This is a genomic window from Pseudomonadales bacterium, from assembly GCA_024234215.1.
Classification (GTDB): domain Bacteria; phylum Pseudomonadota; class Gammaproteobacteria; order Pseudomonadales; family UBA5862; genus JACKOQ01.
The window spans coordinates 174,095-188,856 of record JACKOQ010000005.1 but is presented as its reverse complement, the minus strand read 5'-3'; the positions used below and the strand labels follow the sequence as shown (position 1 = coordinate 188,856).

At 62.7% G+C, this 14,762-nt stretch carries 13 protein-coding genes and 1 tRNA gene; 11 read left to right on the top strand and 3 right to left on the bottom strand.

Going from position 1 to position 14,762, the window contains the following annotated elements; all coding sequences use genetic code 11:
- Nucleotide 1 precedes the first annotated feature (1 nt).
- The 3 genes from ccoS to fnr all read left to right on the top strand — a co-directional run bounded on the left by ccoS (nucleotide 2) and on the right by fnr (nucleotide 1,774).
- Complete coding sequence (gene ccoS / locus H7A13_10435; GenBank protein ID MCP5333751.1) at nucleotides 2-208, top strand: cbb3-type cytochrome oxidase assembly protein CcoS; 207 nt, start codon at nucleotides 2-4, stop codon at nucleotides 206-208.
- Nucleotides 201-875 (top strand): sulfite exporter TauE/SafE family protein, encoded by a 675-nt coding sequence (locus H7A13_10430; protein ID MCP5333750.1) that lies wholly within the window; start codon nucleotides 201-203, stop codon nucleotides 873-875. The genes ccoS and H7A13_10430 overlap by 8 nt, the downstream gene beginning before the upstream one ends.
- Before the next feature lie 113 nt (nucleotides 876-988).
- Nucleotides 989-1,774 carry a fumarate/nitrate reduction transcriptional regulator Fnr gene (gene fnr / locus H7A13_10425; protein ID MCP5333749.1) on the top strand — a complete coding sequence of 262 codons (786 nt, stop codon included), beginning with the start codon at nucleotides 989-991 and terminating at the stop codon, nucleotides 1,772-1,774.
- Between the two features lie 77 nt (nucleotides 1,775-1,851).
- Here the strand turns inward: fnr and acnB are convergent, their stop codons facing one another.
- Complete coding sequence (gene acnB, locus H7A13_10420; GenBank protein MCP5333748.1) at nucleotides 1,852-4,431, bottom strand: bifunctional aconitate hydratase 2/2-methylisocitrate dehydratase; 2,580 nt, start codon at nucleotides 4,429-4,431, stop codon at nucleotides 1,852-1,854.
- 336 nt (nucleotides 4,432-4,767) lie between these two features.
- Between acnB and H7A13_10415 the strand changes: the two genes are divergently transcribed.
- The 6 genes from H7A13_10415 (at nucleotide 4,768) to H7A13_10390 (ending at nucleotide 11,607) form a co-directional block, all read left to right on the top strand.
- Nucleotides 4,768-6,210, top strand: coding sequence for a glyceraldehyde-3-phosphate dehydrogenase (locus H7A13_10415; GenBank protein MCP5333747.1), 1,443 nt, complete (start codon nucleotides 4,768-4,770; stop codon nucleotides 6,208-6,210).
- A 76-nt stretch (nucleotides 6,211-6,286) separates the two neighbouring features.
- On the top strand, nucleotides 6,287-6,793 hold the full coding sequence (locus tag H7A13_10410; GenBank protein ID MCP5333746.1) for a CvpA family protein: 507 nt from the start codon (nucleotides 6,287-6,289) through the stop codon (nucleotides 6,791-6,793).
- 80 nt (nucleotides 6,794-6,873) lie between these two features.
- On the top strand, nucleotides 6,874-8,388 hold the full coding sequence (purF, locus tag H7A13_10405) for an amidophosphoribosyltransferase (protein ID MCP5333745.1): 1,515 nt from the start codon (nucleotides 6,874-6,876) through the stop codon (nucleotides 8,386-8,388).
- Nucleotides 8,389-8,429: 41 nt separating this feature from the next.
- A complete protein-coding gene (locus H7A13_10400) occupies nucleotides 8,430-9,644 on the top strand; it encodes an O-succinylhomoserine sulfhydrylase (protein ID MCP5333744.1) in 1,215 nt (404 codons plus the stop codon).
- Nucleotides 9,645-9,696: 52 nt separating this feature from the next.
- On the top strand, nucleotides 9,697-10,632 hold the full coding sequence (locus H7A13_10395) for an AAA family ATPase (protein MCP5333743.1): 936 nt from the start codon (nucleotides 9,697-9,699) through the stop codon (nucleotides 10,630-10,632).
- 6 nt (nucleotides 10,633-10,638) lie between these two features.
- The gene (locus H7A13_10390) at nucleotides 10,639-11,607 is read left to right on the top strand and encodes a DUF58 domain-containing protein (GenBank protein ID MCP5333742.1); all 969 of its coding nucleotides are present in this window, start codon (nucleotides 10,639-10,641) and stop codon (nucleotides 11,605-11,607) included.
- 30 nt (nucleotides 11,608-11,637) lie between these two features.
- On the opposite strand, the gene H7A13_10385 is transcribed toward H7A13_10390, so the two are convergent.
- Nucleotides 11,638-12,624 (bottom strand): hypothetical protein, encoded by a 987-nt coding sequence (locus H7A13_10385; protein MCP5333741.1) that lies wholly within the window; start codon nucleotides 12,622-12,624, stop codon nucleotides 11,638-11,640.
- A gap of 141 nt (nucleotides 12,625-12,765) precedes the next feature.
- Here H7A13_10385 and H7A13_10380 point away from each other — a divergent pair, with 141 nt between their 5' ends.
- On the top strand, nucleotides 12,766-13,356 hold the full coding sequence (locus tag H7A13_10380; GenBank protein MCP5333740.1) for a nitroreductase: 591 nt from the start codon (nucleotides 12,766-12,768) through the stop codon (nucleotides 13,354-13,356).
- Between the two features lie 41 nt (nucleotides 13,357-13,397).
- Nucleotides 13,398-13,488: transfer RNA gene (locus H7A13_10375), tRNA-Ser, on the top strand.
- Nucleotides 13,489-13,705: 217 nt separating this feature from the next.
- On the opposite strand, the gene H7A13_10370 is transcribed toward H7A13_10375, so the two are convergent.
- Nucleotides 13,706-14,716, bottom strand: coding sequence for an integron integrase (locus H7A13_10370; protein MCP5333739.1), 1,011 nt, complete (start codon nucleotides 14,714-14,716; stop codon nucleotides 13,706-13,708).
- Nucleotides 14,717-14,762: the final 46 nt, after the last annotated feature.

The following is a 14,762-nucleotide window of genomic DNA, read 5'->3' as shown; positions in this document are numbered from 1 at the left end:
CATGGAGATTCTGTTCATTCTGATTCCGCTGTCGCTGCTGCTGGTGGCCGTGATGCTGTGGGCCTTTGCCTGGTCGGTTCGCACAGGCCAATTCGATGATCTGCAGCGACATGGCCATGACCTGATGTTCGACGACGAGCCGCCCGGCCAGCAGGCGACCGAAGAGGGCGATCCGATACAGCGCGAGCGGCCGCCTGCCGATGTTTGAGAGCCTGGGTTATGGCGCGGCCTTCATGTTCGGGCTGCTCGGCAGCAGCCACTGTCTCGGCATGTGCGGTGGCATCATGGGGGCGCTCGGCATGTTCTCCTCCAGCTCCGTGCGGCCCATCGAGCGCATGCTGCTGATCCTGGGCTACAACCTTGGTCGCATCTTCAGTTATGCGGTGGCCGGATTGCTGGTCGGGCTGCTGTCGAGCTGGCTGCAGGCGCGGTTTTTTCTCTTCGCCACATTGGTTCAGGTCATGGCAGCACTGCTGTTGATCGCAATGGGGGGCTATCTGGCCGGTTTCCAGCGGTTGCTGCTGCCGATCGAGCGGATCGGTCAGCAGCTCTGGCGAAGGGTGGCGCCGGTTGCCAACCAGATGTTGCCGGTGCGACGGTTCCGGACTGCTCTGCTGGCGGGGCTCATATGGGGATGGCTGCCCTGTGGTCTGGTCTATGCCACCCTAGGCTGGGCAGCCACCGCCGAGAGTGCCTGGCAGAGCGCGCTCACCATGCTTGCATTCGGTCTTGGCACCTTGCCGCTGATGTTCGTCAGTGGTCTGGCTTTTTTCAGATTTCGTTTGCTCCTGGCTCATCCCTATTTGCGCAGCCTCAACGGATTGCTGGTGGCGCTCTTTGGGCTGTGGAACCTGAGTCGATTGCTGGCAGGCTGACAGTTTTTTCTTGAGGTGGTGCTTTTCGTTATACTTCTCAAGTACGTTGTCGATCTGATCCGCACGCAGCATGATCAGACGAGACGCCCAGCAGTCCACCATGAGCAGGATCCATGTCAGAGTCACGCAATCTCGCCGCCATCTCCTGTCACCATCAACCCGGCAAGATCAGCCGGGTTGCCTGTCATGAATGCGGACTGGCGCCGCTCTGCCTGCCACTTTCGTTGACCGATGAAGGTGTCAGCAAACTCGACTCGATCATCCAGCGCAGCCGCCCACTGCAAAAGGGTGACTACCTGTTTCACCAGGGCGACATCTTCGATTCGGTCTTCGCGATTCGTACCGGCTCGATCAAGAGCTATACCATCACTGACAGTGGCCAAGAGCAGATCACCGGCTTCTATCTGCCCACCGAACTGGCCGGACTGTCGGGGCTCAACTGCTTCACCTACCCGGTTTCGGTGGTGGCGCTCGAAACCACCTCGGTCTGCGCGATTCCCTACATCCGTCTCGAAAAGCTGTTTGACGAACTGCCAGCCCTGCGCCAACAGGTGATGCACTCGATGAGCAAGGAGCTGCGCGACTACCAGGACATGATGCTGGTCATGGGCCAGAAGAGTGCCGAAGCGCGCATCGCCACCTTGCTGGTGAACCTCTCGATGCGGTTCAAACGGCGTGGCTTCTCGGCACACCATTTCCGGCTCAGCATGTCACGCAATGAGATGGGCAACTATCTGGGGATGGCCGTCGAGACCGTCAGCCGGGTCTTCACCCGTTTTCAAAAGCAGGGACTGCTGCGGGTCGAGGGCAAGGATGTCGAGATTCTGCAGCCCGCCGCACTCTCGACGATGGCTGGCAGCAGTGCCAGCACGATGCAGGAGCAGCGTGCCAGCCATTGATGTGGCGCGGGCAGTTTTATCAGATACAGAAATGAAAACCCCGCCATCTGGCGGGGTTTTCGCTTTGGGCCGGAGGGTCAGCCCGCGACCGAGACGTTGACGGCCGGAATCTTCACCTGGTTGGCCGCCTTGACGAAGTTGTCGAGCTGATCGAAGTTCAGATAGCGGTAGATCTCGGGCGCCATGCTGTTCAGCGTGTTGGCATACTGCATGTACTGCTCGACGGTCGGCAGTGCGCCGAGGATCGCCGCCACTGCCGCCAGTTCGGCCGAGGCGAGGTAGACATTGGCGCCATCGCCGAGACGGTTGGGGAAGTTGCGGGTCGAGGTGGAGACCACGCTGCTCTTGGCGGCCACCCGTGCCTGGTTGCCCATGCAGAGTGAACAGCCGGGCATCTCGGTGCGCGCACCCACCTTGGCGAAGGTGTTGTAGAACCCCTCTTCCATCAACTGCTGCTGATCCATCTTGGTCGGTGGCGAGATCCACAGCCGCGTCGGGATTGCCGAGGCCTTCTCCAGCATCTTGCCGGCCGCGCGGAAGTGGCCGATGTTGGTCATGCAGGAGCCAATGAACACCTCGTCGATCCTGGCGCCGGCCACGCTCGACAGCGGCCGCACATCATCCGGGTCGTTGGGGCAGGCGAGCAGCGGCTCGCGGATCTGGTTCAGATCGATCTCGATCACCGCGGCATACTCGGCATCGGCATCGGCCGACAGCAGTTGCGGATCGGCAATCCAGGCCTGCATCGCGGCAATGCGCCGCTCGATGGTGCGGACATCGCCATAGCCGTTGGCCAGCATCCACTTCAGCATCACCACGTTGGAGTTGAGGTACTCGATGATCGGCGCCTTGTCGAGCTTGATCGTGCAGCCGGCAGCGGAGCGCTCGGCTGAGGCATCGGAGATCTCGAACGCCTGCTCGACCTTGAGCTGCGGCAGACCTTCGATTTCGAGAATGCGGCCGGAGAAGACATTCTTCTTGCCCTCCTTCGGTACGGTCAGCAGACCCTGCTGGATGGCCGCGTAGGGGATGGCATTGACCAGATCACGCAGCGTGATGCCCGGCTGCATCTGGCCCTTGAAGCGCACCAGCACCGACTCGGGCATGTCGAGTGGCATCACCCCGGTGGCGGCGGCAAAGGCGACCAGACCGGAGCCGGCTGGAAAGGAGATGCCGATCGGGAAGCGGGTGTGGGAGTCGCCACCGGTGCCGACGGTGTCGGGCAGCAGCATCCGGTTGAGCCAGGAGTGGATGATGCCATCGCCTGGACGCAGCGAGACACCGCCGCGGTTCATGATGAAGTCGGGCAGGGTGTGCTGGGTCTCGATGTCGACCGGCCGGGGATAGGCCGCGGTGTGACAGAACGACTGCATCACCAGGTCGGCGGAAAAGCCGAGGCAGGCCAGATCCTTCAGCTCATCACGGGTCATCGGGCCGGTGGTGTCCTGGGAACCGACCGTGGTCATGTGCGGTTCGCAATAGACGCCGGGGCGCACGCCGGCAATGCCACAGGCGCGACCGACCATCTTCTGTGCCAGCGTGAAGCCCTTGTCGCTGTCGGCCGCCGCGGTGGGACGGCGGAACAGCGTGCTGGGCGGCAGGCCCAATTCACGGCGGACGCGGTCGGTGAGGCCGCGGCCGATGATCAGCGGGATTCTGCCTCCGGCACGCACTTCGTCGAGCAGCACCTCTGACTTCAGCGCAAAACGGGTGATCACCCTGTCGCTGTCATGGGCCTTGATCACTCCTTCATAGGGATGGATGTCGATCACATCACCCATCTTCAGACCGGTCACATCGCACTCGAAGGGCAGGGCGCCGGCATCTTCCATGGTGTTGAAAAAGATCGGGGCGATCTTGCCGCCGATGCAGACGCCACCGCCGCGCTTGTTGGGTACATGGGGAATGTCATTGCCCATCAGCCACAGCACCGAGTTGGTGGCCGACTTGCGCGAGGAGCCAGTGCCGACCACATCGCCGACATAGACCAGCGGATGGCCTTTCTGCTTCAGCTCCTCGATCTTGCCGAGCGGGTTCTCCATTCTTTTGACCAGCATCGCCTTGGCGTGCAGCGGGATGTCCGGACGGCTCCAGGCATCGCCTGCCGGCGAGAGGTCATCGGTGTTGGTCTCGCCATCGACCTTGAAAACGGTCATGGTGAGCTTGTGTGCCAGCTCAGGACGGGCAGTGAACCAGTCAGCGGCGGCCCAGCTGTCGACCACCTGGCGGGCATTGGCATTGCCGGCACGGGCTTTTTCGAGCACATCGTGCAGCGAGTCGAAGATCAGCAGGGTGTGAGAGAGTGCCTTGGCCGCAGTGGGCCCCAGCCTGGCATCATCGAGCAGCTGGATCAGTGGCTCGACGTTGTAGCCACCCAGCATGGTGCCGAGCAGCTCGACCGCCTTCACCGGCTCAATCAGCGGCGAGCTGGTTTCGCCCTTGGCGATGGCTGCCAGAAAACCGGCCTTGACGTAGGCAGCCTCATCGACGCCGGGTGGCACCCGTTGGCTGAGCAGTTCCAGCAGAAAATCGCCTTCGCCCGGCGGTGGCGACTTCATCAGTTCGACCAGCGCGGCAACCTGTTGCGCATCCAGGGGTTTTGGAGGGACACCTTCGGCCGCACGCTCTTCGACATGTTTTCTGTAGGATTCAAGCACCTGTGAAGACCTCTTGAGATGATTTCAGATTTGATGGGCAATTTTGGCTGTGGAAGGCGAACGGGTGGCGCATGATTCAAAGCGCTCTTTGCAGGGTAAACACCGTTTTTCAGTGTAAAGCACCACCCGATTTTTGTTAAGCAAGGGGAGAGTGTCCTGGACCGGTTGCAAGGCTGTGGATTGCCTCTGTCGGTGTCGATCAAAGATAATTGCCGGCTATGCTGGTAATGAGTGTGGTGGACGGAATTTTGTGCCGCCGCCGTGATCGAATCAGACAGCGTCGCCAAGCCAGGTGGCGATGTGCCAACCCAATTTTCATCCAACAGGTGTCCGTCCGTGATCAATCCCCAACATGAAGCGCTCTTCGATGAATGGAAAAACAGCGAGGCCATTGCCGAGGCGATGATTCCGTTGATTGGCCGGCTCTACCGCGAGAACAACATCGTGCTGTCGATCTATGGACGGGCGCTGGTCAACAAGACGGTGATCGATGTCTTGCGCCTGCACCGTTTTGCCCGGCGGGTGACCAGCAACCCGTTGTCGGTGGCCGACAGTTTTCCGATCCTGAAGGTCCTGACCGAGCTGGACCTTGGCCCGGCCCGCATCGACCTGGGTCGTCTGCTGGACAAATACAACGGCAGCGAACCGGTGGAGCAGTTCGTACGGCGCGAGATGGCACCGATCATCGGGCGCAATGCGCCACCGATTCCGCAGCCACAGGATGTGGTGCTCTATGGTTTTGGTCGCATCGGTCGACTGCTGGCCAGGCTGCTGATCGAAAAGGCAGGCGGTGGCGATCTGCTGCGGTTGCGGGCGATCGTGGTGCGCAAGGGCAAGGGCGGCGATCTGGAGAAGCGCGCCAGCCTGTTGCGCCGTGATTCGATCCATGGTCCTTTCAATGGCAGCATCGTCCCCGACGAAAAGAACAGTGGCCTGCTGGTCAACGGCAACTTCATTCAGGTGATCTACGCCAGCTCGCCGGCCGAGGTCGATTATGCTTCCTATGGCATTAGCAACGCGATCGTCGTCGACAACACCGGTATCTGGCGTGACCAGGAGGGGCTGTCGCAACATCTCAAATGCCCCGGGGTTGGCCGCGTGCTGCTGACGGCACCCGGCAAGGGCGAGATCAAGAATGTCGTCTTTGGCATCAATCAGGATGTGATCGGCAAGGAGCAGATCGTCTCCGCCGCCTCCTGCACCACCAATGCGATCGTGCCGGTGCTGAAGGTGATGAACGACAACTTCGGTGTCGAAAGTGGTCACATCGAGACGGTCCACTCCTACACCAACGACCAGAATCTGCTCGACAACTACCACAGCGGCAGCCGCCGTGGACGCAGCGCGCCGGTCAACATGGTGATCACTGAAACCGGTGCCGCCAAGGCGGTGGCCAAGGCATTGCCGGAGCTGGCCGGCAAGCTGACCGGCAACGCCATCCGCGTGCCGACGCCCAACGTCTCGCTGGCGGTCATCAACCTCAACCTGGCCAAGGAGAGTTCGGTCGAAGCGGTGAACGCACTGTTGCACGATGCCGCGCTCAACTCTTCGCTGCGCAAGCAGATCGACTATGTCGACTCATCGGAGGTGGTGTCGACCGACTTCATCGGTTCACGTCATGCCGGTGTGGTCGATGCCAAGGCCACGATCGTCAGCGGCAACCACTGTGTGCTCTATGTCTGGTATGACAACGAGTTCGGTTACAGTTGTCAGGTGGTGCGGGTGCTGCAACACATGGCGGGCATCTCCTATATCACTCTGCCAGCCGGGTCGAATTGACGGCGCTGGCGCGCGTCCGGTGGCAGTGGATGGCCTTCGCTGCTGCCGGCCACCCTGATCTGACTGAGGATGATCGATGAGCGCCCTGGTCTGGATCGATTGGACAATCCTGGGTGTGATCACTCTCTCCGCGCTGCTCAGCCTGACCCGTGGCTTCATGCGCGAGGCCGTCTCGCTGCTCTCCCTGCTGGTGGCCGTGGTGGTCGCCCGGCTCTTTTCGGGGCAGATGGAGCTGCTGCTGGCCGGATGGATCGCCTCCGCGCCACTGCGCACCGTCGCGGCCTTCGCGCTGCTGTTCTTTGGTGTGCTGGTGATGGGTGGCATCCTGGGACGCCTGCTGGGACATTTGCTGCGGGTCAGCGGATTGGGTATGTTCGATCGCCTGTTGGGCATGGCCTTTGGTGTCGTGCGCGGGTTGATCATCGTGGTATTGCTGGTGGCAGCCATCGAGCAGACGCCAGCGACCTCAAGCGAGTCATGGCACAGCTCCCGGCTGCTTCCCCATCTGCTGTTGCTCGCCGATTGGGGGCGTCATACGCTGCTGCCCCTGGTGACAGGGACGATAACGGCCGCAACCGGCTGAACGACCCGAATGGATCGTGACGACACGGCTGTTCGAGCGACAGCAAACTTCAACTCTGATGGCGACGACCGAGGTGTCCTATGTGCGGCGTAGTTGGCATGGTTGCACACAGCAACGTAAACCAGGGGCTCTACGATGCCCTGACGGTGCTGCAACACCGTGGTCAGGATGCAGCGGGCATCATGACCAGCGCCGATGGCCGGATGCACCTGCGCAAGGGCAATGGCCTGGTGCGTGATGTGTTCCAGGAGCGCGACATGCAGATGCTGCTGGGCAACGTCGGCATCGGTCATGTCCGCTATCCCACGGCGGGGAGCTCCAGTGTGGCGCTGGCGCAGCCGTTCTACGTCAACTCGCCCTACGGCATCAGCCTGGCGCACAACGGCAACCTGACCAACACGGCCAAACTGAGTCAGGAGCTCTATCGGGACGATCTGCGCCACGTCAACACCGATTCCGACTCCGAGGTGCTGCTCAATGTGCTCGCCCATGAGTTGCAGGCCCATGCCACCCACACGCCGACGCCCGAGGTGTTCTTTCGTGCCGTGGCCGGCGTGCAGCGGCGCTGTCGCGGGGGGTTCGCCGTGGTGGCGCTGGTGATGGGGCATGGTGTGCTCGGCTTTCGCGACCCCAACGGCATTCGGCCGCTGGTGGTGGGACGGCGCGAGACCGAGCAGGGGGTCGAACACATGATCGCCTCCGAGAGCGTCGCCCTCGACGCGCTCGACTTCAAGCTGTTGCGCGACGTGCTGCCCGGCGAGGCGGTCTTCATCGATCTGCATGGCGAACTGCACAGTCAGCTCTGTGCGACCCAGACCCACTACAGCCCCTGCATCTTCGAGCATGTCTACTTTGCCCGGCCCGATTCGATCATCGATGGCATCTCGGTCTACAAGGCACGGCTGCGGATGGGTGAGAAGCTGGCTGAAAAGATTCTGCGCAGCTGGCCCGACCATGACATCGACGTGGTGATTCCGATTCCAGACACCAGCCGCACTTCGGCGCTGCCGCTGGCCAACCGCCTGGGCGTCAAGTTCCGCGAGGGGTTCGTCAAGAACCGCTACATCGGTCGCACCTTCATCATGCCGGGGCAGAGCCAGCGCAAGAAATCGGTCAGGCAGAAACTCAACGCCATCGATCTGGAGTTCCGCGGCAAGAATGTGCTGCTGGTCGATGACTCCATCGTGCGTGGCACCACCTGCCAGCAGATCGTGCAGATGGCACGCGATGCCGGCGCGCGGAAGGTCTATTTCGCCTCGGCCTCGCCGCCGGTGCGCTACCCCAATGTCTATGGCATCGACATGCCCGCCGCCACCGAGCTGATTGCCCATGGCCGCAGCGAAGCCGAGGTGCAGCGGTTGATCGGTGCCGACCGGTTGATCTATCAGGATCTGAAAGATCTGATCGCCTGCGCCGAAGAGGGCAATCCGAAGATCAACACCTTCGAGTGTGCGGTCTTCACCGGCAACTATGTGACCGACGATGTCGATGAGCTCTATCTCGCCCGCATCCAGGCCACCCGCAACGACGCCATGAAGGCCCGGATGGAGGCGGAATTGGCCAACGGCCAGGCCTATGGTGATAGAATGATGTAAAGGCGATGCGACCATGATCAGATCCAGCAGGAACCGACACGATGAACGATGAATTGCATTCACGCGCCGAGGGCCCGGTGCAACTGGAGAGCACCCGCTTCGACACCTTGGCGGTGCGCGCGGGCCAGACCCGCACCGCCGAAGGCGAGCATGGTGAGCCGATCTTCACCACTTCAAGCTATCTTTTTGAAAACGCTTCAAATGCGGCGGAGCGTTTTGCTGGCATCACCCCTGGCAACGTCTATTCGCGCTACACCAATCCCACGGTGCGGATGTTCGAGGAGCGGCTGGCGGCACTGGAGGGAGCCGAGCAGGCGGTCGGCACGGCCTCTGGCATGGCGGCCATTCTGAGCCTGATGATGGCGCTGTTGCAGGCCGGTGACCATGTCATCTGTTCGGCCAGCGTGTTCGGCACCACGGTCGGGCTGTTCAACCGCTATCTGCGCAAGTTCGGCGTCGAGACCACCTTCGTGCACCTGACCCACCTCGACGATTGGCGCGCGGCGGTGCGGCCCAACACCCGGCTGCTGTTTCTCGAAACCCCCTCCAACCCGCTCTGCGAGGTGGCCGATCTGGCCGCGCTGTCGACGCTGGCACGCCAGATCGGCGCCAAGCTGGTGGTGGACAACTGCTTCTGCTCTCCGGCACTGCAACGGCCGCTCGAACTGGGCGCCGATTACGTGGTGCATTCGGCCACCAAATATCTGGATGGTCAGGGGCGTTGCGTGGGCGGCGTGGTGGCCGGTCCTGCCTCGGTGATGAGCGAGGTGGTGGCCTTTCTGCGCACTGCCGGACCGACCATGAGCCCCTTCAATGCCTGGGTCTTTCTCAAGGGTCTGGAGACACTGCGGTTGCGCATGGATGCCCACAGTGCCAACGCGCTGACGCTGGCGCGCTGGCTGCAAAGCCAGCCCGGCATCGAGCAGGTCTATCACTGTGGTCTGCCGACCCATCCGCAGCATCAGCTGGCGCTGCGTCAGCAGCGCGGATTCGGCGGGGTCTTCTCCTTTTCGGTCAGTGGTGACCGCGCGGCTGCGTGGCGCTTCATCGATGCCACCCGCATCTTCTCGCTCACCGCCAACCTCGGCGATGCCAAGAGCACCATCATTCACCCGGCCACCACCACCCATGGGCGGCTGAGTGCCGAGGAGCGCACCAACGCCGGCATTGGCGACAACCTGATCCGTCTGGCGGTCGGCCTGGAGGCGGTCGAGGATCTGCAGGACGATCTGGCGCGGGGCCTGGCCGCACTCTGACCACCGCTCCACCGCGCCCATTCCGCTGTCCTGATCCGGAGTCAGTCCGACCATGCAGAAGTTGGTGGAACAGATCATCGCTGAGGTCGGCCGGGTGGTGCTGGGCAAGGAGCGGCAGGTGCGTCTGGCACTGGGCTGCCTGATCGCCGGTGGTCATCTGCTGATCGAGGATCTGCCCGGCATGGGCAAGACCACGCTGGCGCAGACGCTGGCACGGGTGCTGGGGCTGGAGTTCTCCCGCATCCAGTTCACCAGTGACCTGTTGCCGGCGGACATCCTGGGCGTTTCGCTGTTCTCGCCGCAGACGCAGCAGTTCAACTTTCGTCCGGGTCCGCTGTTTGCCCAGCTGGTTCTGGCCGATGAGATCAACCGCGCCACACCCAAGACCCAGAGCGCGCTGCTCGAAGCGATGGAGGAGCAGCAGGCCACCGTCGATGGTGTGAGTCACCCGCTGCCGCAGCCGTTCTTCGTCATCGCCACCCAGAATCCGGTGACCCAGCTTGGCACCTTTGCCCTGCCGGAGTCACAGCTCGACCGCTTCCTGATGCGCATCGACATCGGCTATCCCCACCCGGCGGTCGAGCGCCGGATGCTGGCCGGCGAGATGCCGCGCCAGCTTCTGGAACATCTGGCCCCACTCGGTGATGCGACGACCCTGTTGCGATTGCGTCAGGCGGTGCGGCAGATCAAGGCCAGTGATGCGTTGCTGGACTATGTGCAGGCGCTGATCGCCTTCAGCCGCAATGCCGGCCATTTCGTCAATGGTCTGTCGCCCCGTGGTGCCCAGGCCATGATGGAGAGCGCCCGCGCCTGGGCGTTGCTGGCCGGACGCGACTATCTGCTGCCTGAAGACATTCAGGCCATCCTGCCGAGCGTGGTCGACCACCGGTTGCAGACCATCGAGCGCGACGCCGCACTGCCCAGCGCGCTGATGGTGGCAGCCGTCGACCCGCTGGCACGGCAGCGCGGTGGCGCGCTCAGGCCATAGTGCGCCGTGCGCTGGAGGCGTCCCAGGCTGCCTGACCGGCTGCAGAAAGGCTACGACCGCTGGCTGGCGCGTCGCTTTCCGCCACTGTCACGGCTCCGCCTGGGCCATCGGCAGCTCTTCATCGTGCCGTCGCTCTCCGGCGGACTCTTCATGCTGCTGCTGGCTGCGATGCTGCTGGCGGCGATCAATTACCAGAACAGCCTCGCCTTTGCGCTCAGTTTCTGGCTGCTTGGCCTGATGCCGATCGCGCTGATCCATGCCTACCGCAACCTGCTCGGACTGGAACTGACCGCCCTGGGCAGCACAGCAGGCTTCGTCGGCGGTCATGGACAGCTGCGGCTGCAACTGCGCGCCGAACGGCCACTGCGGCATGCCATCGAACTGCGGCTGGGCGGCGGCGAGTGGGTGAGCGACGCGGACAGTGAAGAGCGGTCGATCACCCTGACGCTGCCGCTTGCAAGCCGCGGTTGGCAGGCGATTCCCCGGCTGGAGGTCAGGTCAGGCTTTCCGCTGGGACTGTTCCGGGTCTGGTCCTACCCCTGCCTCGACTGGAAGCTGCTGGCCTATCCACACCCCTTTGCCGCCGATGCCATGCCGCCGGTCAGTGGCGAATCGTCGGCGGCGTTGCCGCACGGCGTGCAATCAGGCGATGAAGATTTTGCCGGACTCGACCCATGGCGCCTGGGCGATGGCTGGGGCAGGGTGGCGTGGAAGCAGTGGGCCCGCCGCGGCGAGTTGCTGGTGAAGCGGCTGGAGCAGCCGGAGCAGGGGGCGCAGTGGCTCGATTTCGACCACTGCCCCGATCGGTCAATCGAAGGGCGGCTGTCGCGGCTGGCCGGCTGGGTGCTGCAACGCGAAGCCGAAGGCGTGCCCTACGGCCTGCGTCTGCCGAATGCCACATTGCCACCGGCAGTGGGGGCGCAGCAGCAGCGTGAAGCGCTGACGCTGCTGGCGCTCTATCGGCACAGCAGCTGATTTCTCGGAACCGGTGCCCGACGCAGCCGACTATGCAGTGCCGTTGCGTTTGCTGGCCATCTCGGTCTCCCGGTCCAGCGTGACCAAGCAGTTCTGCAGCTCCTTCAACTCCATTCGCTCGCGGTTGAGGCGGTCACGCCGTTGTTGCAGTTCATCGATCTCCTCGCGCCCCTTGGTCGCGAGAATGGCGCGCGACAGGATCTTTTCGGCCTGCTCGATCTGCCGCTCCATGCGCAGCAGCGCCTGATGGCCGTCGAGCGAATCCTGCGCCAGCAGTTGCAACAGCTCCTCGGAGGAGCTGGCTGAATCCGGATCCAACAGGCTGCGCTGCTGCTCCATGATGCGCTCCTGCAGTGACAATGCCTGCTCTTTGGACTCCTCCAGGGCAGTGAACTTCTGCGTCAGTTCCCCCATCAGGCCAGTGTGGAGCTCTTCGGCAACCGCGTCGGTTTCAGCGCTGGAACCTGCCGCAGGGCTGCGCTCCTTTTCCTCATGCACCCATTCCACCTCGCCCAGTCCGCTGGCTGAAATGTGATTCGGCGGCGGTGGCTCGGCAGCCTGACTGACGGCCTGTTGACGACGTCGCTTGGCCAGATGGGCCTCGATCTCATCCACCAGCAGCAGCATGTTCTCTTCGACCTGCTTCCAGTCAGCCTCGTTGTGCAAGGCGCTGGATTGAATTGCGCTGCGCTCTCCCCGAAGGAATTTGGCACGCAGCAACGCGGTAAACTGCTTCATTTCCATGGTGTCGATGGGCATCGACAGCTCATTGGACTGGCCGACGACGTTGCGCAGATGTGCTTCGGTCTCCTCGATGGCCTGATTGAGATAGTCGTCATAGCTGATGCTCTGGACGGCTGTCTGCTGCTCTTGCGCCACCCATTCGGTCAGCATCCCCACCGCCTTGAAATAGTGCTTGCGGATGTTGTGTCCGTAGAGCGACAGAATCAGAATCAGCACCAGCAGAAACCCGACCAGTTCTGCGGCGTAGATCAATTGAAGTTGGGTGACCTGCATGTTCCTGCTCGCAAAAAAGGGCTTTGCTCCGGACTTCGTGCGGTGGTTCCGCAAAACAGTGCAAAAGGTATTGGATCAAGTATGGATCATATTTTCCTTGCTGCACGGCCTGCGCCAGGCAGCAGTGACTGGAGCGGCTCGATGGATGCACTGAAAGCACTACAAGGCCGGCAGTCGGCGGCCAGACTGATCGACCCGGCACCCGATGAGGCCGCACTGGCCGAACTCTTTGCCGCCGCCCTGCGCGCGCCCGATCATGCCGGCTTGCGGCCCTGGCGCTTTCTGCTGGTGCGCGGCACGGCGCGTCAGCAGTTGGGTGAGCTGTTCGTGCGTGCCCGCCAGAGGCGCGATCCGGCAGCGAGCGCGGCACAGATCGAGAAATTGCGTCAGGCACCGCTGCGGGCGCCACTGATCATGGTGGCCTACAGCCACCTTCAGCCACACCCCAAGGTGCCCGAGATCGAGCAACTGCTTAGCACGGCGGCAGCGGTGCAGAACCTGCTGCTGGCGGCCCATGCACTCGGCTTTGGTGCCATCTGGCGCACCGGCGAGATGGCCCATGACCCGGAAGTGCGTGCCGGACTGGGGTTGCAGCAGAGCGACCGGATCGTCGGTTTCATCTACCTCGGCACCGCGGCCACCCCGCCAAAACCGCTGCAACCCATCGATCATGCGACCCATTTTGCCGAATGGCTGCCCGGCACGATTGCTTTTGCGGCCTCGGCAGGGTAGATTTGCCGGCCTTTTGACCCCGCAGGGTCAGCCAGGTTTGCGGAGAGGTGTCCGAGTGGTTGAAGGAGCACGCCTGGAAAGTGTGTATACGTTAATAGCGTATCGAGGGTTCGAATCCCTCCCTCTCCGCCACATTCCATGCCGATGCGATCTCATGCTCTGATCGGCCGAATCCCGCCAGTCCTGGGCGCCCGAGTGTCTCGGCAACGCCACACGAGTCTCCATCCGCCAACCAGGTGATCGGTCTACAACTGACTGATCGAGCGGACTGACCACTCCTCGATCCAGGGCTCGCGTGGCATCGCTCGCCCGCTCGTCGCTGGCAAAGCAGTGCTTCGCCTCAGTCCGCTCAGTCGAGCGGACTGACCACTCCTCGCCCACCCCGATTCAGGACGTGGGTGTAGAGCATCGTGGTTTCTACGTGGGTGTGACCGAGCAGCTCCTGCACGGTGCGGATGTCATAGCCGGCCTGTAACAAGTGCGTGGCGAAGCTGTGGCGCAGCGTGTGCGGGGTGGCGGGTTTGACGATGCCGGCCTCGCGCACGGCTCGCTTCATCGCCCGCTGCAGTACTTTTTCATCCGCATGGTGACGCCGGATGGCCCCGGAGCGGGGATCGACCGACCGCCTGGTGGACGGAAACACATACTGCCAGCCCCATTCCCGGCCGGCCCGGGGGTATTTGCGATCGAGCGCATGGGGCAGGTATACCTCGCCGTAGCCCGCTTCGATATCGCTCTCGTGCAGCGCCTTCACGCGCTCCAGATGCGCTTGCAGAGGTTCCACCAGGGATCGCGGCAGCATTGTCACGCGGTCCTTGTCGCCCTTGCCATCGCGCACCACGATCTGCATCTGTCCGAAATCCACATCCTTCACCCGCAGCCGCGCGCACTCCATCAACCGCAGCCCGCTGCCGTACAAGAGCCGCACCATCAGGCCGGTCGTGCCGGTTACCCGCGCCAGCGTCGCCTGTACTTCGGCCACTGTCAGCACCACCGGCAAGCGCTTGCCCTGCCGGGCCGATGCGATGTCGCCCAGCCACGGCAAGTCGACATTCAATACAGCCCGATAAAGAAACAGCAGCGCGCTCTTGGCCTGGTTCTGGGTGGACGCCGACACCTTGCCCACCACCGCGAGGTGGGTCAGAAACGCCTCGATTTCGGCTGCACCCATCTCCCGCGGGTGGCGTTTGTCGTGAAACAGCACGAACCGGCGTACCCAATCGACGTACGCATCCTCGGTGCGGATGCTGTAGTTCAACCGCTGGATGTGGGCGCGTACCTCATCCAGCAGCTTCGGCTTGGATGCCCCGCCGGAGGCGTGGTCGACAATCGTTTTGGGGTGTACTACCACGTTTGACATGACGCTTAACCTCGGTATAGCCTTGCCCGGCAAAATATTAGACACC

Bases quoted from the DNA above. Each gene is read 5' to 3' on its own strand.
- ccoS (MCP5333751.1), top strand. From the start codon at position 2: ATGGAGATTCTGTTCATTCTGATTCCGCTGTCGCTGCTGCTGGTGGCC.
- H7A13_10430 (MCP5333750.1), top strand. From the start codon at position 201: ATGTTTGAGAGCCTGGGTTATGGCGCGGCCTTCATGTTCGGGCTGCTC.
- fnr (MCP5333749.1), top strand. From the start codon at position 989: ATGTCAGAGTCACGCAATCTCGCCGCCATCTCCTGTCACCATCAACCC.
- H7A13_10410 (MCP5333746.1), top strand. From the start codon at position 6,287: ATGAGCGCCCTGGTCTGGATCGATTGGACAATCCTGGGTGTGATCACT.
- purF (MCP5333745.1), top strand. From the start codon at position 6,874: ATGTGCGGCGTAGTTGGCATGGTTGCACACAGCAACGTAAACCAGGGG.
- H7A13_10400 (MCP5333744.1), top strand. From the start codon at position 8,430: ATGAACGATGAATTGCATTCACGCGCCGAGGGCCCGGTGCAACTGGAG.
- H7A13_10395 (MCP5333743.1), top strand. From the start codon at position 9,697: ATGCAGAAGTTGGTGGAACAGATCATCGCTGAGGTCGGCCGGGTGGTG.
- H7A13_10385 (MCP5333741.1), bottom strand. From the start codon at position 12,624: ATGCAGGTCACCCAACTTCAATTGATCTACGCCGCAGAACTGGTCGGG.
- H7A13_10380 (MCP5333740.1), top strand. From the start codon at position 12,766: ATGGATGCACTGAAAGCACTACAAGGCCGGCAGTCGGCGGCCAGACTG.
- H7A13_10370 (MCP5333739.1), bottom strand. From the start codon at position 14,716: ATGTCAAACGTGGTAGTACACCCCAAAACGATTGTCGACCACGCCTCC.